This window comes from Pseudomonas sp. GL-B-19, from assembly GCF_019956415.1.
Taxonomy (GTDB): Bacteria; Pseudomonadota; Gammaproteobacteria; order Pseudomonadales; family Pseudomonadaceae; genus Aquipseudomonas.
Genome location: NZ_JAHBDK010000035.1, coordinates 13,626 through 34,687 on the forward strand (window position 1 = coordinate 13,626; position 21,062 = coordinate 34,687).

Here is a 21,062-nt window from a genome sequence, read left to right on the forward strand (position 1 = left end):
AGTGCTTGCAGTTATGAGCTGGCTGTAGAGCCGAGTGGATTGTTGGCCGAAGAACGTCCAAGGGGGCAGATTCAGTAAAATAGAGTGACCTGCGAGTCATAACGCGCATCTTCACTGTATTGTATTAATCGGGAAGGTGGCGCCTGGTCGGTTTTTGGCCCAGTGATAGCCTTTTATTCTTCCCGCTGTCGCCTTGATGGGGCGACGTTTTCTCTGTTGGTCGGCGCCCCTCGATTCGTTGCGAGCGGTGGTATTGGGCTGTTTATTATTGGGAAGCCGTAATGATTGGCATAAAAAGCATTGCGAGCTACGTTCCTGTAGCCGGCGTGGACAATTACGCACAGGGTGCAAAATTCGAAAAGGATGAAGAATTCATCCTGGGTAAAATCGGTTCGGCTTTTCTGCCGCGTAAAGACGCCGGGCAGGAAACCTCGGACCTGTGTGTCGAAGCAGTCAATACGCTGTTCGCCAACAATCCTGATTTGAAACGTGAATCCATCGATGTGCTGATCGTCGTCACCCAGAACGGTGACGAAGAAGGCCTTCCGCACACTGCCGCCATCGTTCAGGACAAGCTGGGCCTGCCGATTACCGTCGCCGCGTTCGATATCTCGCTGGGATGCTCCGGTTATGTGTACGGCATCTACGCTATCAAGGGTTTCATGGAGGCTGCGGGCCTGAAGAATGGCTTGCTGGTCACCGCCGATCCGTATTCGAAGATCGTCGACCCGGAAGACCGCAACACCACCATGTTGTTCGGTGATGCGGCGACCGCCACGTGGATGGGCGAAGACGCACCATGGCAGTTGGGCAAGGCCAAGTTCGGCACCGACGGCTCAGGTGCACCGCACTTGAAGGTCTCCGACGGGGTGTTCTATATGAACGGCCGTCAGGTCTTCAATTTCGCACTGCTCAAAGTCCCGGCGCATTTGAATGAACTGCTCGCTGACTCCGGCCTTTCGGCTGATGATATCGATGCATTCTGCATTCACCAGGGCAGTGCGGCGATTGTCGATGCAGTGGCCCGACGCTTTGAAGGCGCGCCAGAGAAGTTCATCAAAGACATGGTCGAGACCGGTAATACCGTGTCGTCGAGCATTCCGCTGCTGTTGGAGAAGCACGTTTTGGACTCCAGCTGGAAACGCGTGGCATTGAGCGGATTTGGCGTGGGGTTGTCTTGGGGGTCGGCGATCATTTATCGCCCTTGAGTCATTAAGACCGGGCACAAAAAAAGCGTTCAAGGTTTCTCCTTGAACGCTTTTTTTTGTGCCCGATTTTTATGGGCAGAAATACACCTTTGACATTGCCTCCGACGGTCCCCTGGCGCCATTTTTTTATTCGTGGTGGTGTTAACCCATTGTTTTTGTTGGGGGTGGCAGTGTGATGGCAAAATATTTTCAAAAAGTCCTAAAGCAACCTGCCAACGCGACGATAACTATTACGAAGGTTCTCTAGGCCATACCCGGCGGTTGCCAGGGCCGGAAACCGCAGTACCCAACCAACGAGGAATTCGTCATGGCTTTAACCGTAAACACCAACACTGCATCGTTGAACGTTCAAAAGAACCTGAACCGCGCTTCCGATGCTCTGTCCACCTCGATGACTCGCCTGTCTTCCGGTCTGAAAATCAACAGCGCCAAAGACGACGCTGCCGGCCTGCAAATCGCTACACGCATGACCAGCCAGATTCGCGGCCAGACCATGGCGATCAAAAACGCCAACGACGGCATCTCGATGGCTCAGACCGCTGAAGGCGCTCTGCAAGAGTCCACCAACATTCTGCAGCGTATGCGCGAACTGGGCGTTCAGTCCCGTAACGATAGCAACGGCACATTAGATCGTACCGCACTGGACACAGAATATAAGGCGATGTCCGACGAGTTGGACCGTATCGCCAATAGCACTAACTTGAACGGCACCAAGCTGCTTACTGGCACGGCGGGCACTGGTGGCGTGCTTGAGATTCAGGTGGGTTCTGGCACCACTGTAGATGACACCATTAAATTGGATTTTGGTACCGTTCCAATGGATTCAACTGCAGGTGGTTTGGCTGTCGGCTCCCAGGACCTCACGTCTGCTGCCAACGCTAAAGGTGCTATTGATGCAATCGATCTCGCTCTGGACAAAGTCAACACCCTGCGTTCCAACCTGGGTGCCACGCAAAACCGCTTGAGCAGCACCATCTCCAACCTGCAGAACATCAACGAAAACGCCAGCGCTGCACTGGGTCGCGTACAAGATACCGACTTCGCCGCTGAAACCGCTCAGATGACCAAGCAGCAGACTCTGCAACAAGCGTCCACCGCTATCCTGGCGCAAGCCAACCAACTGCCTTCCGCTGTACTGAAACTGCTTCAGTAATCGCCGGTTGAATGTTGGCGGGAGAGTGCGCTGGCCGTGCTCTCCCGCTTTTTTGCTTTAGTGAGGTAATGGACATGGATATGAGCATCAAGCTGAACTTGTCTTACCCAGTTGGCAAATCCGCGACGCCTGTTGTGGAAAAACCGCTGGAAAAGCCTCGAACGAATGTGACGCCAGTCGTCGATGTCGAGGATCAAAGCAAAGGAAGCGAAACCGAGCAAGGCAGGCTGAAAGCGGCTATTCAGGAAATTGAAAAGTTCGTGCAATCGGTCAAGCGTAATCTGGAGTTCTCTATCGACGAGGCCTCCGGCCAAGTGGTGGTTAAGGTCATAGCCAGCGAGTCGGGAGAAGTGGTTCGCCAGATCCCCAATGAAGAAGTCCTGAAGCTGGCCAATAGCTTGAATGATGCGAGCAGCCTGTTGTTCAGCGCCGAAGCCTGAAGGCTGGCATGAAAAGTGTTACACCGTTCTTTGCGGCGCAGTAAGAGTCAAACGGCTGGCGACAAACTGAAGGGAGATGCACATGGCAAGTCCAATTCTACCGGGTGCTGGGCTGGGTTCCGGCCTGGACACCGGTGCTATCGTCAAGGCTCTGGTCGACTCAGACAAGGTAGCCAAGCAGACGCAGATCGACCGGCAGACAAAGATCACCACCGCGAGTCTTTCAGGCGTCGGGACCCTGAAGTCGGTGTTGGCGGCGTTTCAGACCGCGATGAAGAACCTCGGCAGTGCCACAACGCCGCAGTTCTCGGGCTTTGCTGCAAGCTCTTCCGATGTCAAGGTTGTGACCGCGACCTCCAATAATTCGGCGGTCAAGGGCAGCTACGTTATCAAAGTCGATAACCTTGCCACCTCGGCCAAAGTCGCCAGCGAAGTCTTTGCAGGTGCAAGCAGCGCTGTTACAGAAGGTCCTTTGACCATCACGCTCAACAGCAAGGACTACGTTCTTGATGTTCCGGCCGGTGCGACCCTGCAATCGGTCCGCGACCTGATCAACAGCAAGTTCCAGGGCGATGGCATCAACGCCAACATCATCACCGACAAAGACGGCTCACGACTGGTGCTGGGCTCTTCAGCCACGGGTGCGGGGTCTGAAATTTCCGTCAGTGGTGTGATGACAATTCACGGCGATCAGGCGATGGCCGGCGATCCTTTAGATCCGCTTGCTCCACCAGGTGCCGGGCGTATCGGCGTTGCGGCAACCGATGCGAAGTTCTCGGTCGACGGCCTGAGCATGACCAGTAAAACCAATACCATCGATAATGCCGTCTCGGGCTTGAGCTTCAATCTGTTGGCTGGGGGTGGGGCCACGTCGACGGTGACGGTGGCGACTAATACCGATGGCTTGAAGGCCTCGATCCAGAAGTTCGTCGATGCTTACAACGCGGTAGTCAGCAGCATTGGCACGCTGACCAAGCCCACGCTCGACAGTGATGGTAAGCCAACGGTCGCTGCAGCGTTGACCGGGGACGCGCTGCCGCGCTCCATTCTGGCGGCCATCCGTGGGCCGCTGACCGAGACCGGGGCAGGGGATAAGCTCACCGTGCTGGCGCAATTGGGTATCACCACCAATCAGAAGACCGGTGCATTGGACTTCGATAGCACCAAGTTCACTGCGGCAATGAGCGACAAGAGCCTGGGTGGTGAGGTTCAGGCGTTCTTTACCGGGACCGGTGGCTTGCTGGAGCGAATGGACAAGGCGATTGTCCCTTACACCCAAACGGGGGAGATCCTTGATACTCGCACCACCAATCTGAACAAGAACAAAGCCAACCTGGTCGAACAGCAAGCGGCCCTCGATCGTCGGGTAGCAACACTGACTGCGGTGTTGACCAAAAAATATAACGACATGGATTCTCTGGTGGGCAAGCTGAAAGCTACGGCCAGCAACATTACTTCGATATTTGAAGCCATGACGGCGCAGCAAAGAAACTCCTAGTGCTACTAGCGCATTGACGCAAAAGCCCGACAGTACGCTCCAGTCTGTCGGGCTTTTTACTTTGGGAATCGCCAAAAATAGACCAAGTGAAGCATGCGCTGCTCGGCCCCGGCACCCCGGCTAAAGTTTTTTGACGCGTGGTCGATACATTGATCATACGAACACTAGCGTTTTGATGAGGTACAACATGAATCCGATGTTAGCCCTTCGGCAGTATCAGAAGATTGGCGCCCAGGCGCAGACTTCCGAAGCCAGTCCCCATCGTCTTGTACAGATGTTGATGGAGGGTGGTCTGGATCGAATTGCTCAGGCCAAGGGTGCCATGGAGCGCAAGGATATCCCGAACAAAGGTGTTCTGATTGGCAAGGCCATCGGCATCATCGGTGGTCTGCGCGAAGGTCTGGATCTGGACAATCAGGCCGAAACGGTAGGCGAGCTGGATAGCCTCTACGAATACATGATGAAGCGCCTGACCGAGGCTAACGCCAAGACCGATCCGAAAATCCTCGACGAAGTCGCTGATCTGCTGCGTACGGTCAAAGACGGTTGGGATGCCATTGGTACGCCTGCTCCACAGTTCTGAAGGAGATCACCATGAGTCTTGTATTGCAGCGAATCGAACACACCCGCGAAGGCCTGGTCGGTGCATTGGCCGAGCGCAATTGGGAGACCATCGCTGAGTTGGATCTGGCGTGCCGATCCTGCATGGAAGATGTTTTGAGTGAAGCGTCGGTGGACGAGGCCGCATTGCGCGACAACCTTGAGGAGTTGCTGGGGGTGTACAAGCAGCTTCTTGAGGCCGCGACGGGGGAGAGGCAAGCGATAGTTGACGAGATGTCTCAGATCCATCAAGCACAGAACGCGGCAAAGGTTTACCATCTGTTCGGTTAATTAATCCTCAGTTAATCCAATGATAGTGCGCCATAAATTTGACTGTGCACGGTTTTTTGACTTAACTAGTGGCTGGTTCCAGATTTCAGTCGTCTTCAGGCATATCAGGCCTGCAAGCGTTTAGCTTGCCCCAGCATTTTGGGCATTGAGTTGACTAGGGAAGTTGCTATTGCATGTGGCGTGAAACCAAAATTCTGCTGATTGATGACGATAGCGTCCGCCGCCGCGATTTAGCGGTGATTTTAAATTTTCTTGGTGAGGAAAATTTACCCTGTGGTAGCCATGACTGGCAGCAGGCTGTCGGCTCTTTGTCTTCAAGTCGTGACGTGATCTGTGTCCTCATCGGGACGGTCAATGCTCCTGGCGCACTTGCGGGCTTGCTAAAGACACTCGCAACCTGGGATGAGTTCCTTCCGGTTTTGTTAATGGGCGATAATTCTTCCGTTGACTTGCCAGAGGACCAGCGACGTCGAGTGCTGTCGACCCTGGAAATGCCACCCAGCTACAGCAAATTGCTCGACTCCCTGCACCGTGCCCAGGTCTATCGCGAAATGTACGACCAGGCCCGCGAGCGCGGTCGTCACCGTGAGCCTAATCTGTTTCGCAGCCTTGTCGGCACCAGCCGGGCGATTCAACACGTCCGTCAGATGATGCAGCAAGTGGCCGACACCGACGCCAGCGTACTGATCCTTGGCGAGTCCGGCACCGGCAAGGAAGTGGTTGCGCGCAACTTGCACTATCACTCCAGGCGTCGTGACGCGCCGTTCGTTCCGGTCAACTGCGGGGCGATCCCGGCCGAGTTGCTGGAAAGCGAATTGTTCGGCCACGAGAAGGGTGCCTTCACCGGGGCGATCACCAGCCGTGCCGGGCGTTTCGAACTGGCCAACGGCGGCACCCTGTTTCTTGATGAAATCGGCGACATGCCGCTGCCGATGCAGGTCAAGTTGCTGCGTGTTCTGCAGGAACGCACCTTCGAGCGCGTGGGCAGTAACAAGACCCAAAGTGTCGACGTGCGCATCATTGCCGCGACCCACAAGAATCTCGAAAGCATGATCGAGATCGGCACGTTCCGCGAAGACTTGTATTACCGCCTGAACGTGTTCCCGATCGAGATGGCGCCCCTGCGTGAGCGTGTCGAAGACATCCCGTTGCTGATGAACGAGTTGATCTCGCGCATGGAGCACGAGAAGCGCGGGTCGATCCGTTTCAATTCCGCCGCGATCATGTCGTTGTGTCGTCACGGTTGGCCGGGCAACGTTCGCGAACTCGCCAACCTCGTGGAGCGCATGGCGATCATGCACCCGTACGGGGTGATTGGTGTGGTCGAGTTGCCGAAGAAATTCCGCTACGTCGATGACGAAGACGAACAGTTGGTCGACAGCCTGCGCAGTGATCTTGAAGAGCGGGTGGCCATCAATGGTCATTCCCCGGACTTCACCACCACTGCCATGCTGCCCCCGGAAGGCCTGGACCTGAAGGACTACCTCGGTGGTCTGGAGCAGGGCCTGATTCAGCAAGCGCTGGATGATGCCAATGGCATTGTGGCGCGCGCAGCTGAACGCCTGCGTATTCGTCGCACCACGCTGGTGGAGAAGATGCGCAAGTACGGCATGAGCCGTCGCGACGGTGATGAACAGGCAGATGATTGACGCCTGTTTTTCAAGTCCTTCATATTTGGGCGGTTTTTTTTAGGCACGGGTATTGCTAAGTCCCTCGCAACGTTCCGTTTAACTGACGGTCAGCCAAGCGAGAGAGCACAATGCCCCAAGCCGCCCAGTTGTCTCCTGTCCCTGACGCTTCGGGACAGTCGTCCGTAGAGCAGGCAAGCCGGCTTGGCCTTGAGCAGGCGTTTGCGCTGTTCAGTCAGATGTCGAGTCAATTGACCGACTCCTACAGCCTGCTTGAAGCCCGTGTCACCGAGCTGAAGGGCGAGTTGGCGGTGGTCAGTGCGCAGCGCATGCAGGAGCTGGCGGAAAAAGAACGCCTGGCTAATCGTCTGCAAAATCTCCTCGACCTGTTGCCCGGCGGCGTCATCGTTATCGATGCCCAAGGCATTGTGCGCGAAGCCAACCCGGCGGCGTACGAATTGCTCGGTCTGCCACTCGAAGGTGAGCTCTGGCGGCAGGTCATCGCCCGTTGTTTCGCGCCTCGCAAAGACGACGGTCATGAGATCTCTCTCAAGGACGGTCGGCGTCTGTCGATTGCCACTCGCTCGCTGGACGCTGAGCCGGGTCAGTTGGTGCTGCTGAACGACCTGACTGAAACCCGTCACCTGCAAGATCAACTGGCCCGTCACGAACGCTTGTCTTCCCTCGGCCGAATGGTCGCCTCGCTGGCTCATCAAATTCGTACGCCGTTGTCAGCTGCTTTGCTTTATGCCAGTCACTTGGCTGAGCAAGAGCTGCCAGTCGCTACGCAGCAGCGTTTTGCCGGTCGCCTGAAAGAGCGTTTGCATGAACTGGAACATCAGGTTCGCGACATGCTGGTGTTCGCGCGCGGTGAGCTACCGCTGACCGATCGCATCACGCCGAAACAGTTGATGCAATCGCTGCAAGCGGCAGCACTGACGCATGTTCAAGACCTGTCAGTCCGTTGGCAGTGCGACAGTCACGCTGGCGAGTTGCTGTGTAATCGCGACACGCTGATCGGGGCGATCCTCAATCTGGTCGAGAATGCGATTCAGGCGAGTGCCGGCGATGCCCGCTTGAAAGTTCACTTTTATACCCGTGAAAACACCCTGCGCGTGTGCGTCAGTGACAGCGGCAGTGGCATCGACAGCCACGTTCTGGCACGTCTGGGCGAGCCGTTTTTCACCACCAAAACCACTGGAACCGGGTTGGGTCTGACCGTGGTCAAGGCGGTGGCGCGTGCGCATCAGGGAGAATTGCAGCTGCGTTCGCGGCCGGGTCGGGGCACGTGTGCTCAAGTGATTCTGCCGCTTTTTTCGGGTGAAAAGCCCATTGCCCGGGGAGTGGAATGAAAGGCATGGCAATCAAGGTTTTACTGGTCGAGGATGACCGCGCGCTACGCGAAGCATTGGCCGATACGCTGATGCTGGCGGGGCACGATTTCAAGGCGGTCGGTTCGGCAGAAGATGCGTTGGCGGCGGTGGCAGTCGAGGCGTTCAATCTGGTGATCAGTGACGTCAATATGCCGGGCATGGACGGGCACCAGATGCTCGGTTTGCTGCGGGCGCGTCATCCGCAATTGCCGGTGCTGCTGATGACGGCCCATGGTGCCGTCGAACGGGCAGTCGATGCGATGCGCCAGGGGGCGGCGGATTATCTGGTCAAACCGTTCGAGCCCAAGGCATTGCTTGATTTGGTGGCGCGTCATGCATTGGGCAATCTCGGTGCGGTCGACGGCGAAGGGCCGATCGCGTTCGAACCGGCCAGCGCGCAATTGCTGGAGTTGGCCGCCAGAGTGGCACGCAGTGATTCCACGGTACTCATCTCGGGCGAGTCCGGCACCGGCAAAGAAGTGTTGGCGCGCTACATTCATCAGCATTCCCATCGCGCCAGTCAGCCATTTATTGCGATCAACTGCGCAGCGATCCCCGACAACATGCTTGAAGCCACGTTGTTCGGTCACGAAAAGGGTTCGTTCACGGGCGCCATTTCAGCGCAGGCCGGCAAGTTCGAACAAGCTGACGGCGGCACGATTCTGCTCGACGAAATTTCCGAAATGCCCCTCGGCCTTCAGGCCAAGTTGCTGCGCGTTTTGCAGGAGCGTGAAGTCGAGCGGGTGGGCGCACGCAAAACGATCACGCTGGACATTCGGGTCGTGGCCACCACCAACCGCGATCTGGCCGGCGAAGTGGCGGCGGGGCGTTTTCGTGAAGACCTTTACTATCGGCTGTCGGTGTTTCCGCTGGCCTGGCGTCCGCTGCGCGAGCGCACTGCGGACATCCTGCCGCTGGCCGAGCGACTGTTGGCCAAACACGTCAATAAAATGAAGCATGCAGCTGCGCGACTGTCGCCCGAAGCGCAGGCGTGCCTGATCGGTTATCCGTGGCCTGGCAATGTGCGTGAGCTGGACAATGCGATCCAGCGGGCCTTGATTCTGCAGCAGGGCGGTTTGATCCAGCCGCAGGATTTCTGTTTGTCCGGGCCGGTTGCGTGTGCGCCGTTGCCAACATGGGTAGTCGCACCGGTACGCGCCGTAGAAGTTGACGCTGAATCGGCCGGCGCACTGGGCGATGATCTGCGGCGCCGCGAATTCCAGATGATCATCGATACCCTGCGTTCTGAGCGCGGCCGTCGCAAGGAAGCTGCCGAGCGACTGGGCATCAGTCCGCGTACGTTGCGCTACAAGCTGGCGCAGATGCGTGATGCCGGAATGGATGTGGAAGCCTGTTTGTTCGCCACCTGAAGGTTTGGCGAACAACCATTCACGCTGCAACACAAACTTCTGTAGGAGCTGGCTTGCCAGCGAATCAATGGTGGCCGTGACGCCGACTTCGCTGGCAAGCCAGCTCCTACAGAAGTTTGTGTGAAGTCTGGAGAGGGCTTTTGTTTGGCGTGGTCGCGTAGCTGGCACCCTTGTTGCTAACACCTCACTACCCGCCGAGTGAGTGTCAAAAAATTGCGGGTCGTCAACGAGAGTGGATCATGAGCCAAGGTATTGAATTTAATCGGTTGATGCTGGATATGCGTTCCATGCAAATGGATGCCATGTCTGCGCCTAAATCGACTGCCGCAGTCCCTGAACTGGGTGGCAGCAGCTTTTCCGACATGCTCGGTCAAGCCGTCAATAAAGTGAACGACACTCAGCAGGCGTCCACTCAGTTGGCCAGTGCTTTCGAGATCGGCAAGAGCGGCGTCGACCTGACGGACGTCATGATTTCCTCGCAGAAGGCTAGCGTGTCTTTCCAGGCGTTGACGCAAGTGCGTAACAAGCTGGTTCAGGCTTACCAAGACATCATGCAGATGCCGGTTTAAGGACAAATTGAGTCATGGCAGAAGCAGTCGCCGATAACGTTCCGGCCAAGGTCACTCCAATAGACGGCAAACCGCCGCTGTTTGGGTTGTCCTTCCTGGAAAACCTCTCCGAGATGACCATGTTGCGTCAGGTGGGCCTGTTGGTCGGCCTGGCTGCGAGCGTGGCGATTGGTTTTGCCGTGGTGCTGTGGTCTCAGCAACCGGACTACCGGCCTCTGTATGGCAGCCTTGCCGGTATGGACGCCAAGCAGGTCATGGATACCCTGGCCTCCGCCGATATTCCTTACACCGTTGAACCGAACTCTGGCGCTTTGCTGGTCAAGGCCGATGATTTGTCCCGTGCGCGACTGAAGCTCGCGGCGGCTGGTGTCACTCCCAGCGACGGAAACATCGGCTTTGAAATCCTCGACAAGGACCAAGGCCTCGGGACCAGCCAGTTCATGGAAGCGACCCGTTATCGTCGTGGCCTCGAAGGCGAACTGGCGCGCACCATTTCCAGCCTGAACAACGTCAAGGGCGCCCGCGTGCACCTGGCGATTCCGAAAAGTTCGGTGTTCGTGCGTGATGAACGCAAGCCGAGCGCTTCGGTTCTGGTTGAACTGTATTCCGGTCGCTCGCTGGAGCCCGGTCAAGTGGTCGCGATCATCAACCTGGTCGCGACCAGTGTTCCTGAACTGAGCAAGTCGCAGATCACCGTCGTCGACCAGAAGGGCAACCTGCTGTCGGATCAGGCGGAAAACTCCGAACTGAGCATGGCCGGCAAGCAATTCGATTACAGCCGCCGCATGGAAAGCATGCTGACCCAGCGCGTGCACAACATCCTGCAACCGGTGCTGGGCAACGATCGTTATAAGGCTGAAGTGTCAGCCGACGTCGATTTCAGTGCCGTCGAGTCAACCTCCGAGCAGTTCAACCCTGATCAACCGGCGTTGCGCAGCGAGCAGTCGGTCAACGAACAACGCACTGCCAGCAATGGCCCGCAAGGTGTGCCGGGTGCCTTGAGCAACCAGCCGCCGTCGCCAGCCTCTGCACCGCAATCCACCGGTGGCACTGCTGCTTCGGCCGGCATGGTGCAGCCAGGTCAGCCGTTGATCGATGCCAACGGTCAACAAATCATGGACCCTGCCACCGGTCAGCCCATGCTGGCGCCGTACCCGGCAGACAAGCGTCAACAATCCACCAAGAACTTCGAACTCGACCGCTCCATCAGCCACACCAAGCAACAGCAGGGCCGACTGAATCGCCTGTCGGTGTCGGTGGTGGTGGACGATCAGGTCAAGGTTAACGCCGCCAACGGCGAAACTACCCGGGCACCGTGGACTGCCGATGAATTGGCGCGCTTCACCCGTCTGGTGCAGGACGCGGTCGGTTTCGATGCCAGCCGTGGCGATAGCGTCAGCGTGATCAACATGCCGTTCTCCGCAGAACGCGGTGAAGTGATTGCCGATATTCCGTTCTACTCGCAGCCGTGGTTCTGGGACATCGTCAAGCAATTGCTGGGTGTCTTGTTCATCCTGGTGTTGGTGTTCGGCGTGCTGCGTCCGGTACTCAACAACATCACCGGTGGCGGCAAAGATAAGCAACTGGTCGGCAGCGACGTCGAATTGGGTGGCATGGGCGGCCTGGACGGCGAACTGGCCAACGACCGCGTCAGCCTCGGCGGCCCGCAAAGCATCCTGCTGCCAAGCCCGAGCGAAGGCTATGACGCACAGTTGAATGCAATCAAGAGTCTGGTGGCAGAAGATCCGGGTCGCGTGGCCCAGGTCGTGAAAGAGTGGATTAACGCAGATGAGTGATAACCGAGCCGTTGCCGCCAAACTGTCCAAGGTCGACAAAGCCGCGATTTTGCTGCTGTCCCTCGGTTCGACCGATGCTGCCCAGGTATTGCGTCACATGGGGCCTAAAGAGGTCCAGCGCGTGGGTGTGGCGATGGCCCAGATGGGCAACGTGCACCGCGAGCAAGTCGAGCAGGTCATGAGCGAGTTCGTCGACATCGTCGGCGACCAGACCAGCCTGGGCGTCGGCTCCGACGACTACGTGCGCAAAATGCTTACCCAGGCCTTGGGCGAAGACAAGGCCAACGGCCTGATCGATCGCATCCTCTTGGGTGGCAACACCAGTGGCCTCGACAGCCTGAAGTGGATGGAGCCGCGCGCCGTCGCCGACGTGATCCGTTACGAGCATCCACAGATCCAGGCGATCGTGGTGGCGTATCTCGACCCGGATCAGGCCGGCGAAGTACTCGGAAACTTCGACCACAAGGTCCGACTGGACATCATTCTACGAGTCTCCTCGCTGAACACCGTGCAGCCGGCGGCCCTGAAAGAACTCAACCAGATTCTCGAGAAGCAGTTCTCCGGCAACTCGAATGCCTCGCGCACCAACCTGGGTGGCATCAAGCGCGCGGCCGACATCATGAACTTCCTCGACAGCTCGATCGAAGGTCAGCTGATGGACTCGATCCGCGAAGTTGACGAAGACCTGTCCGGTCAGATCGAAGACCTCATGTTTGTGTTCAACAACCTGTCCGATGTCGACGACCGCGGGATTCAGGCGTTGCTGCGCGAAGTGTCCTCCGACGTGCTGGTGCTGGCCCTCAAGGGGTCGGACGAAGGCGTCAAGGAAAAGATCTTCAAGAACATGTCCAAACGGGCGGCCGAACTGTTGCGCGACGACCTCGAGGCCAAAGGCCCGGTGCGTGTCAGCGATGTGGAAACCGCGCAGAAAGAAATCCTCACCATTGCCCGCCGTATGGCCGAAGCCGGAGAAATCGTTCTCGGCGGGAAGGGCGGCGAAGAGATGATTTAAGGTCACTATGTCGTCCAAACATGATGAGTCCCAGACCGACCTGATTCGTGGCAAGCACGTTGCCGCTTTCGACGTCTGGGCGCTGCCCAGTTTCGACCCTTTCGTGCCAGAGCCCGAGCCTGAACCTGAGCCCGAACCACCGGAGATGGAAGAAGTGCCGCTGGACGAAGTCCAGCCACTGACCCTCGAAGAACTCGAAGCGATTCGACAGGACGCCTACAACGAAGGCTTCGCCGTGGGCGAGAAAGAAGGTTTTCACAGCACCACGCTCAAGGTTCGTCAGGAAGCCGAAACGGCACTGGCGCCGAAAATCGCGGGGCTGGAGCAACTGATGGTCAACCTGTTCGAGCCTATCGCCGAGCAGGACACCCAGATTGAAAAGTCGCTGGTCGACCTCGTGCAGCACATCACCAAACAAGTGATTCAGCGCGAACTGGCCATCGATTCGACGCAGATTGAACACGTCATGCGTGAAGCGCTCAAGCTCTTGCCTTTAGGCGCGGGCAATGTGCGCTTGTACATCAATCCGCAGGACTTCGTACAAGTCAAAGCGTTGCGCGAACGCCATGAAGAAACCTGGCGCATCGTCGAAGACGAGTCGCTGTTGCCTGGAGGTTGCCGCGTCGAGACTGAACACAGCCGAATTGACGCCACCGTCGAAACCCGCGTTGCCCAAGTCATGGCCAAGCTGCTCGATCAGCTGCACGATCAGGCGTTGCACCCGTCTGCGCCGGATTTGAGCCTGGAATTGCCGGTCGACGAAACGCCTGCTGTCGAGCCGCAACTGGACGACCCCGATGCGCCTTGATCGCACCAGCTTCGCCAAGCGCCTGGGCGGTTACGCCGAGGCCACGGAGCTTGCCGGCGCGCCGGTTCTGGAAGGCCGCTTGCTGCGCATGGTCGGCCTGACCCTCGAAGCTGAAGGCTTGCGCGCTGCCATGGGTAGCCGCTGCATAGTCATCAACGACGACAGCTATCACCCGGTGCAGGTCGAAGCCGAGGTCATGGGTTTCTCCGGCAGCAAAGTCTTCCTGATGCCTGTAGGCAGCGTTGCCGGCATTGCCCCCGGTGCCCGGGTGGTCCCGCTGGCCGATACCGGCCGCTTGCCAATGGGCATGAGCATGCTGGGTCGGGTGCTCGATGGCGCCGGTCGTGCGCTGGACGGCAAAGGCGGGATGAAAGCCGAAGACTGGGTGTCGATGGACGGTCCCACCATCAACCCGCTCAAGCGTGAACCGATCAGCGAACCGCTGGATGTGGGTATTCGCACCATCAACGGTTTGTTGACGGTCGGTCGCGGCCAGCGGCTCGGGCTGTTCGCCGGTACCGGTGTCGGTAAATCGGTGCTGTTGGGCATGATGACTCGCTTCACCGAGGCCGACATTATCGTGGTTGGGCTGATCGGTGAACGGGGTCGCGAAGTCAAGGAATTCATCGAGCACAGCCTCGGTGAAGAAGGGCTCAAGCGTTCCGTGGTTGTGGCGTCGCCGGCCGACGATGCGCCGCTGATGCGTCTGCGCGCGGCGATGTACTGCACGCGCATCGCCGAGTATTTCCGCGACAAGGGCAAGAACGTCCTGTTGCTCATGGATTCCCTGACCCGTTTCGCCCAGGCCCAGCGGGAAATTGCCCTGGCCATTGGCGAACCGCCGGCCACCAAGGGGTATCCGCCGTCGGTATTCGCCAAGTTGCCAAAACTGGTGGAGCGCGCCGGTAACGCCGAGAAGGGCGGTGGTTCGATCACGGCGTTCTATACCGTGTTGTCCGAAGGCGATGATCAGCAGGACCCGATTGCCGATGCCGCGCGTGGCGTGCTCGACGGGCACATCGTGTTGTCGCGCCGACTGGCTGAAGAGGGTCATTACCCGGCCATCGATATCGAAGCGTCCATCAGCCGGGTCATGCCGTCGGTGGTCAGCCCGGAACACATGACTCGCGCGCAGATGTTCAAGCAGTACTGGTCTCGCTATCAGCAGAGTCGTGATTTGATCAGTGTCGGTGCTTATGTGCCGGGCGGTGATCGTGAAACCGACACGGCGATTTCGCTCCAGCCGGCCATGGTCACTTACCTGCGTCAGGGTTTGAACGACAACATCGGCATGGGCGCCAGCGTAAACCATCTCGCTTCCATCTTCGCTCCGGCAGCGGGCGGCTAACCGACCATGGCCGTGAGTCGAGCCGCGCGCCTGGCGCCGGTGGTGGACATGGCCGAAAAGGCCGAGAAAACCGCCGTCCTGCGCCTCGGGCATTTTCAGGGCCAGGTGCGCGTGGCAGAAAGCAAGCTCGCCGACCTTGAAGCCTTCCGCCTCGAATACCAGGAACAATGGATCGTGCGCGGCAGCAGTGGCGTTTCCGGCCAGTGGCTGCTGGGGTATCAGGGCTTTCTGGCGCAACTGGGCACCGCCATCGATCAGCAGCGCCAAAGCCTGAACTGGCACCAGAACAACCTGAGCAAGGCGCGCGACACCTGGCAGCAGGCATTCGCGCGTGTCGAAGGCTTGCGAAAACTTGTACAGCGTTACAGAGATGAGGCGCAGCAGTTGGAGGACAAGCGCGAGCAGAAATTGCTGGATGAGTTGTCGCAGCGCTTGCCCAGGCATGATCCGTATTGAACAATCGGAAGCGGTTAAATGACAGTCCATAAAGAAGTCTCCCAGGATGGGAAAAAGCTGACGATTTCGATCAAGGGACGATTCGATTTCACCAAGCATCGGGAGTTTCGTGAGTCTTACGAAGATAAGGCGCTCTCGGCGGTCGTCGTCGACTTGAAAGAAGCGACCTACCTCGATAGCTCGGCGCTGGGCATGTTGCTCCTGCTGCGGGATCACGCCGGTGGCGACGATTCCGATATTCGCGTGGTCAACTGCAGTTCGGACGTGAGGAAGATCCTCGCCATCTCCAATTTCGACAAACTGTTCGGCATCAGTTGACTGCCATGCAGTCACTCGAACCCCTGACGATCCTCATCGCCGAAGACAGCGCGGCCGATCGCATGCTGCTGTCTCACATCGTCCGCCGCCAAGGTCATGACGTGTTGACGGCCGCCAACGGTGCGGAGGCGGTCGACGCATTTCGTGAGCAGCGACCGCACCTGGTGTTGATGGACGCCATGATGCCGGTGATGGACGGTTTCGAGGCCGCGCGGCAGATCAAGTTGCTGGCCGGGGAAACCCTGGTGCCGATCATCTTCCTGACCTCGCTCAGCGAAAGCGAAGCCCTGGCCCGATGCCTGGAGGCTGGCGGCGATGACTTTCTGGCAAAGCCGTACAACCCGGTCATTCTGGCGGCCAAGATCAAGGCGATGGATCGCTTGCGCCGCTTGCAGGCCACCGTGCTGCAGCAGCGTGACCAGATCGCCAAACATCACGAGTATTTGCTCAATGAACAGCGGGTGGCCAAGGCGGTATTCGACAAGGTCGCACATTCCGGCTGTCTGAGTGCGCCGAACATCCGCTACCTGCAATCGCCTTACGCGCTGTTCAATGGTGATCTGCTGTTGGCCGCCTTCACCCCGGCCGGTGATATGCATGTGCTGTTGGGGGACTTCACCGGCCATGGTTTACCAGCGGCCGTGGGCGCCATGCCACTGGCCGAAGTCTTCTACGGCATGACGGCCAAGGGCTACGGCTTGCCTGAAACCCTGCGTGAGATGAACGCCAAGCTCAAACGCATCCTGCCGGTGGACATGTTCTGCTGCGCCACCTTGCTGTGTTTGAGCTTTCAACGACGCTCGGTGGAGGTCTGGAATGGCGGAATGCCGGACGGCTATTTGCATACTATCGCCACGGGGGAGCGCAAGCCGCTGACAGCGCGTCACCTGCCACTGGGCGTGCTGAGCCCGCAAACCTTCGATGACCGCACCGAAGTGTTCCCGATGGCTGTCGGGGATCGAGTGTTCCTGCTGTCCGACGGGGTCATCGACACGTGTGATGGCGATGAACAATTGTTTGGCGTGGAGCGGTTGCGGCAGGTGTTTGCGGCCAATCGTCAGCCTGACACGCTGTTCGAGGAAATCGAACAGGCCCTGCGGGATTTTGGTGGCGAAGCCCGCGATGACGTGAGCATGGTCGAGGTCAGTCTGCTGGAGGCGGCGCTACTGACCCCGCCTGCGCTGGTGTACTCCGACAGCGGCCAGTCCTGTCCACTGGACTGGTCGGCAAGTTTTGAGTTCCGCGCCGCTACCCTCAAGCGTTTCAATCCGTTGCCCTACCTGTTGCAGTTGCTGCTTGAGGTTCACGGGTTGCGGGCTCAAAGCGGCGCGCTCTACAGTGTGCTCGCCGAGTTGTATTCCAATGCACTGGAGCACGGCGTGCTGGGTCTGGATTCAAGCCTCAAGAGCGATGCATCGGGCTTTGCACGCTATTATCTTCAGCGCAACGAGCGGCTGGATGCATTGCAGGACGGTTATGTGCGGGTGCATTTGCAGGTCACGCCAGAAGGCAAGGGCGGTTGCCTGACTGTTCGGGTTGAAGACAGTGGCAATGGTTTTGACGTGGCGCGGGTGCTGGAGCGGTCGCTTGATAGTGTCCGTCTCTCGGGCCGTGGCGTCAGCCTTGTCCGCCAGTTGGGCCGTAATGCGAGCTGGTCTGACGAGGGGCGCAGTGCGTGCGTGGAGTTTTTCTGGGACGCTCTGGCATAATTCACGGATTCTTGATCAAGGAGTGAACAAGTGGCTGACACACATCTGGACTGTGACGTGCTGAGCGCGTTGCAGGAAATTATGGGAGACGGGTATCCAGAATTGCTCGATACCTTTCTCGCCGATTCCGAAGAGCGCTTGAGTCTGCTGCGGCAGGCTGACGATGCCGAACGGTTAGGCGCCACTGCGCACAGTTTCAAGGGCAGCAGCAGCAACATGGGCGCCGTTCGCCTGGCTGCGCTGTGCCATGAGCTGGAGCAGCATGCCAAGCAAAAAAATTTGGCGGAGATTGAAAAACTGGTTCAAAGCATCGACGGCGAATTCGCCATCATCCGGCCGCTTTATGAGGCTGAAAGGCAGCGATCTCTGTCCGGTTAATCCGACCATTCGATGCTTTTAACGCCGCTTTGGTCATGATGGCCCGACCCTTGCAGTCAACTCACTCAACTGTACCTACGATCCAGTGCAGCGGAGACCGTTTCATGCCCGTTACCCCAAATTCCCTTCTTCAGGCCAGCCCAGCGGCCAAGACACTCGCCGTTTCCGCCAATACCCCGGCGGCGGCTGCTGAGCCCGGGGACAAGGCGTCCAGCTTCGCTAAGGTTTATGCCAATCAGGCTCAGGACAAGCCTGCTGCGGGCGCGAATAAATCCGCCACGCCGGCAACTGACACCGCTGCACAAGGCACCGCAAAATCCGACGTCAGCAACGACAACGCTGCCGCCCCGGAACCTGCGGTTGCCGATAGCGGCAACTCCTTGCCCGCCGAAAAATCGGCGTCGGCCGAGGATGCCAGAGATCTCGCGCCGGATACCATTGAGGCGCCGGTGGTCGACACCACCCCAATGGATCCGTCCCTTGCCCCGGCCTTGATGGCGGCAGTGCAACCGCAGGTCGCGGCGCCTGTAGCTGCCGTTTCGGTGCCAGCCACTGCAACCACCGACAGCGACTTCGATCCTGAAGCCGATCCGCTTGATGCACTGCCGGCAGTGCGTTTGGCCATGGAGCAAAGTGGTCACGTTTCCGCTTCCAGCCAGGCCCAGCCCAAACCATCTGCGACCCAGGCCCAGGCTGACAGCGAACCGACCTCGGTGCAGAGCTTTGCTGCCGGCATGGTGAACATGCTCGACGTACAAACCGACAAGGACAGCACCCGTCAAGGCGGCGAGAACGCGTTCAGCGGTCTCATCGATGACGGCCTGAAAGACCTGAAATCCGCCAGCAGTGATACCCGTGTCGATGACTTCGCCAACCGTCTGGCGGCATTGACTCAAGCGGCCACACCTAAAACGGCCAACGCGTTGCCGGTGAATCAGCCAATCGCCATGCATCAGAGTGGCTGGACCGAAGAAGTGGTCAACCGCGTCATGTACCTCTCCAGCGCCAACCTCAAGGCGGCCGATATTCAGTTGCAACCGGCCGAACTGGGTCGCCTCGACATTCGGGTGAACATGGTTCCGGACCAGCAGACCCAGGTCACCTTCATGAGCGCCCATCCAGGCGTACGCGAGGCGCTGGACAGCCAAATGCATCGACTGCGTGACATGTTCACGCAACAGGGCATGGGGCAGGTCGACGTCAACGTGTCTGATCAGTCGCGTGGCTGGCAAGGCCAGGGGCAAGATCAGGCCCAGCAGGGGCCGGGTGGTCGCACCAGCGCCAGCGGTGGTCGCGTCGACTCGATGGATGAAGACCTCGCGATCTCTGTTACTGAAACAGACGTCGACACCACCCAAGTGATCGGCTCCAGCGCGGTCGACTACTACGCCTGATCCAGTGCAACACCCCTTGTAGGAGTGAGACCGGCAAGCCGGTCTCACTCCTACATTTGTTTTGTGTGTCCCTGAAATCCCCACCCAGCGCCCTCCCGACACTTCTGGCATAACACTTGCTCTTGCCTTGCCGTGCGACTGTGAAAACCCGAATAGTGACGGATTATTGGCATGGCGAAGAGCGACGCAGCAGTAAAAGCCCCCGCAACCAAAGGCAAGATCAAGCTGATCATTTTGATCGTGGTGGCCTTGCTGCTGGCGATCGGCATGTCCGTGGGGGCGACCTGGTTCTTCATGCACAGCGCCCAGAGCAAGCCTGCCGCGGTGGAAACCGCAGTGGTCGGCAAGCAGCCAGCAATTTTTGAGCCCTTGGCGCCGGCCTTCGTGGCCAACTTCAACCAGAATGGCCGTCAGCGCTACATGCAGGTGAGCATCACCATGCAGGGTCGCAATCAGGCCGATCTGGAAGCGCTCAAAGTGCACATGCCGGTGATCCGCAACAACCTGGTCATGCTGTTCTCCGGTCAGGATTTCACCACCCTGGCCACGCCGATTGGCCAGGAAATGTTGCGTCAGAAGGCCACGGCCAGCGTGCAGGAAGTGGCGCAGAAAGAGCTCGGCAAAGTGGTGATCGAACAGTTGCTTTTCACTAATTTCGTACTGCAGTAGGAACACGACATGGCCGTGCAGGACCTGCTGTCCCAGGATGAGATCGATGCGCTGTTGCATGGCGTCGACGATGGTCTGGTACAGACCGATGACGCTGCTGAACCCGGCAGCGTCAAAAGCTACGACCTGACCAGCCAGGATCGCATCGTTCGCGGACGCATGCCGACCCTGGAGATGATCAACGAGCGCTTCGCCCGTTACACCCGCATCAGCATGTTCAACATGCTGCGCCGCTCGGCGGACGTTGCCGTCGGTGGTGTGCAGGTGATGAAGTTTGGCGAATACGTGCACTCGCTGTACGTACCGACCAGCCTCAACCTGGTCAAGATCAAGCCGTTGCGCGGTACCGCACTGTTCATCCTCGACGCCAAACTGGTGTTCAAACTGGTGGACAACTTTTTCGGCGGCGATGGCCGTCACGCCAAGATCGAGGGGCGTGAATTCACCCCGACCGAACTGCGCGTGGTGCGCATGGTGCTGGAGCAGGCCTTCGTCGATTTGAAGGAAGCCTGGCAGGCAATCATGGAAGTGAACTTCGAGTACATCAATTCGGAAGTCAACCCGGCCATGGCCAACATCGTTGGCCCGAGCGAAGCGGTGGTGGTGTCCACGTTCCACATCGAACTCGATGGCGGTGGCGGCGACCTGCACGTGACCATGCCGTACTCGATGATCGAGCCCGTGCGCGAAATGCTCGACGCCGGTTTCCAGTCGGACCTCGACGATCAGGACGAACGCTGGGTCAATGCCCTGCGTCAGGACGTGCTGGATGTCGACGTGCCGATCGGTGCCACGGTTGCCCGTCGCCAGTTGCGCTTGCGCGACATCCTGCACATGCAGCCGGGGGACATTATCCCGGTCGAGATGCCGGAAGAAATGATCATGCGCGCCAACGGCGTGCCTGCCTTCAAGGTCAAGATGGGCTCGCACAAAGGCAACCTCGCGTTGCAAGTGATCGAGCCGATCGAGCGCCAATGACCGGCGCTCAACCTCCTTTGTTTCAACAGACTGCTACTCACTGAATTTTTGCCCGCCGAGGACAAA

Annotated in this window: 21 protein-coding genes; all 21 read left to right on the forward strand. The window is 58.4% G+C overall.

The features are described from left to right. The first annotated feature begins 281 nt into the window (after window positions 1–281). The 21 genes from KGB06_RS15145 to fliM all read left to right on the forward strand — a co-directional run bounded on the left by KGB06_RS15145 (window position 282) and on the right by fliM (window position 20,996). Window positions 282–1,208, forward strand: coding sequence for a ketoacyl-ACP synthase III (locus tag KGB06_RS15145; protein WP_223517039.1), 927 nt, complete (start codon window positions 282–284; stop codon window positions 1,206–1,208). 307 nt (window positions 1,209–1,515) lie between these two features. Continuing rightward, complete coding sequence (locus KGB06_RS15150) at window positions 1,516–2,361, forward strand: flagellin domain-containing protein (protein WP_223517040.1); 846 nt, start codon at window positions 1,516–1,518, stop codon at window positions 2,359–2,361. A 74-nt stretch (window positions 2,362–2,435) separates the two neighbouring features. Continuing rightward, complete coding sequence (locus tag KGB06_RS15155; RefSeq protein WP_223517042.1) at window positions 2,436–2,801, forward strand: flagellar protein FlaG; 366 nt, start codon at window positions 2,436–2,438, stop codon at window positions 2,799–2,801. A gap of 82 nt (window positions 2,802–2,883) precedes the next feature. Continuing rightward, entirely contained in the window at window positions 2,884–4,299 is a 1,416-nt protein-coding gene (gene fliD / locus KGB06_RS15160; protein ID WP_223517044.1) for a flagellar filament capping protein FliD, read from the forward strand. 187 nt (window positions 4,300–4,486) lie between these two features. Next, on the forward strand, window positions 4,487–4,882 hold the full coding sequence (gene fliS / locus KGB06_RS15165; protein WP_126046789.1) for a flagellar export chaperone FliS: 396 nt from the start codon (window positions 4,487–4,489) through the stop codon (window positions 4,880–4,882). 11 nt (window positions 4,883–4,893) lie between these two features. Beyond that, window positions 4,894–5,190, forward strand: coding sequence for a flagellar protein FliT (locus tag KGB06_RS15170; RefSeq protein ID WP_223517046.1), 297 nt, complete (start codon window positions 4,894–4,896; stop codon window positions 5,188–5,190). 173 nt (window positions 5,191–5,363) lie between these two features. Then, window positions 5,364–6,839, forward strand: coding sequence for a sigma-54 dependent transcriptional regulator (locus KGB06_RS15175; protein WP_223517048.1), 1,476 nt, complete (start codon window positions 5,364–5,366; stop codon window positions 6,837–6,839). A gap of 110 nt (window positions 6,840–6,949) precedes the next feature. Further along, window positions 6,950–8,170 carry a sensor histidine kinase gene (locus tag KGB06_RS15180; RefSeq protein ID WP_223517049.1) on the forward strand — a complete coding sequence of 407 codons (1,221 nt, stop codon included), beginning with the start codon at window positions 6,950–6,952 and terminating at the stop codon, window positions 8,168–8,170. A 5-nt stretch (window positions 8,171–8,175) separates the two neighbouring features. Continuing rightward, a complete protein-coding gene (locus tag KGB06_RS15185) occupies window positions 8,176–9,561 on the forward strand; it encodes a sigma-54-dependent transcriptional regulator (protein ID WP_223517051.1) in 1,386 nt (461 codons plus the stop codon). Window positions 9,562–9,800: 239 nt separating this feature from the next. Continuing rightward, window positions 9,801–10,130 carry a flagellar hook-basal body complex protein FliE gene (gene fliE / locus KGB06_RS15190; RefSeq protein ID WP_007948901.1) on the forward strand — a complete coding sequence of 110 codons (330 nt, stop codon included), beginning with the start codon at window positions 9,801–9,803 and terminating at the stop codon, window positions 10,128–10,130. 14 nt (window positions 10,131–10,144) lie between these two features. Beyond that, window positions 10,145–11,926 carry a flagellar basal-body MS-ring/collar protein FliF gene (gene fliF, locus KGB06_RS15195; RefSeq protein WP_223517053.1) on the forward strand — a complete coding sequence of 594 codons (1,782 nt, stop codon included), beginning with the start codon at window positions 10,145–10,147 and terminating at the stop codon, window positions 11,924–11,926. Then, window positions 11,919–12,938 carry a flagellar motor switch protein FliG gene (gene fliG / locus KGB06_RS15200; RefSeq protein WP_223517055.1) on the forward strand — a complete coding sequence of 340 codons (1,020 nt, stop codon included), beginning with the start codon at window positions 11,919–11,921 and terminating at the stop codon, window positions 12,936–12,938. Before fliF ends, fliG begins: the two co-directional genes overlap by 8 nt. A gap of 7 nt (window positions 12,939–12,945) precedes the next feature. Further along, a complete protein-coding gene (gene fliH, locus KGB06_RS15205; protein WP_223517057.1) occupies window positions 12,946–13,746 on the forward strand; it encodes a flagellar assembly protein FliH in 801 nt (266 codons plus the stop codon). Beyond that, window positions 13,736–15,094 carry a flagellar protein export ATPase FliI gene (gene fliI, locus KGB06_RS15210; protein WP_223517059.1) on the forward strand — a complete coding sequence of 453 codons (1,359 nt, stop codon included), beginning with the start codon at window positions 13,736–13,738 and terminating at the stop codon, window positions 15,092–15,094. The genes fliH and fliI overlap by 11 nt, the downstream gene beginning before the upstream one ends. Before the next feature lie 6 nt (window positions 15,095–15,100). Continuing rightward, window positions 15,101–15,550 (forward strand): flagellar export protein FliJ, encoded by a 450-nt coding sequence (gene fliJ, locus KGB06_RS15215; protein ID WP_223517061.1) that lies wholly within the window; start codon window positions 15,101–15,103, stop codon window positions 15,548–15,550. A gap of 18 nt (window positions 15,551–15,568) precedes the next feature. Further along, window positions 15,569–15,868, forward strand: a complete 300-nt coding sequence (locus KGB06_RS15220; RefSeq protein ID WP_223517063.1) for an STAS domain-containing protein — start codon at window positions 15,569–15,571, stop codon at window positions 15,866–15,868. A 5-nt stretch (window positions 15,869–15,873) separates the two neighbouring features. Continuing rightward, window positions 15,874–17,577, forward strand: coding sequence for a fused response regulator/phosphatase (locus KGB06_RS15225; RefSeq protein ID WP_223517065.1), 1,704 nt, complete (start codon window positions 15,874–15,876; stop codon window positions 17,575–17,577). A 30-nt stretch (window positions 17,578–17,607) separates the two neighbouring features. After that, the gene (locus KGB06_RS15230) at window positions 17,608–17,955 is read left to right on the forward strand and encodes an Hpt domain-containing protein (protein WP_223517067.1); all 348 of its coding nucleotides are present in this window, start codon (window positions 17,608–17,610) and stop codon (window positions 17,953–17,955) included. Between the two features lie 104 nt (window positions 17,956–18,059). Further along, on the forward strand, window positions 18,060–19,349 hold the full coding sequence (locus KGB06_RS15235; RefSeq protein ID WP_223517069.1) for a flagellar hook-length control protein FliK: 1,290 nt from the start codon (window positions 18,060–18,062) through the stop codon (window positions 19,347–19,349). A 171-nt stretch (window positions 19,350–19,520) separates the two neighbouring features. Further along, window positions 19,521–20,018 (forward strand): flagellar basal body-associated protein FliL, encoded by a 498-nt coding sequence (gene fliL / locus KGB06_RS15240; RefSeq protein ID WP_223517071.1) that lies wholly within the window; start codon window positions 19,521–19,523, stop codon window positions 20,016–20,018. A gap of 9 nt (window positions 20,019–20,027) precedes the next feature. Then, window positions 20,028–20,996: a flagellar motor switch protein FliM gene (gene fliM / locus KGB06_RS15245; protein WP_223517073.1), complete on the forward strand. Its 969-nt coding sequence runs from the start codon at window positions 20,028–20,030 to the stop codon at window positions 20,994–20,996. Window positions 20,997–21,062 lie beyond the last annotated feature (66 nt).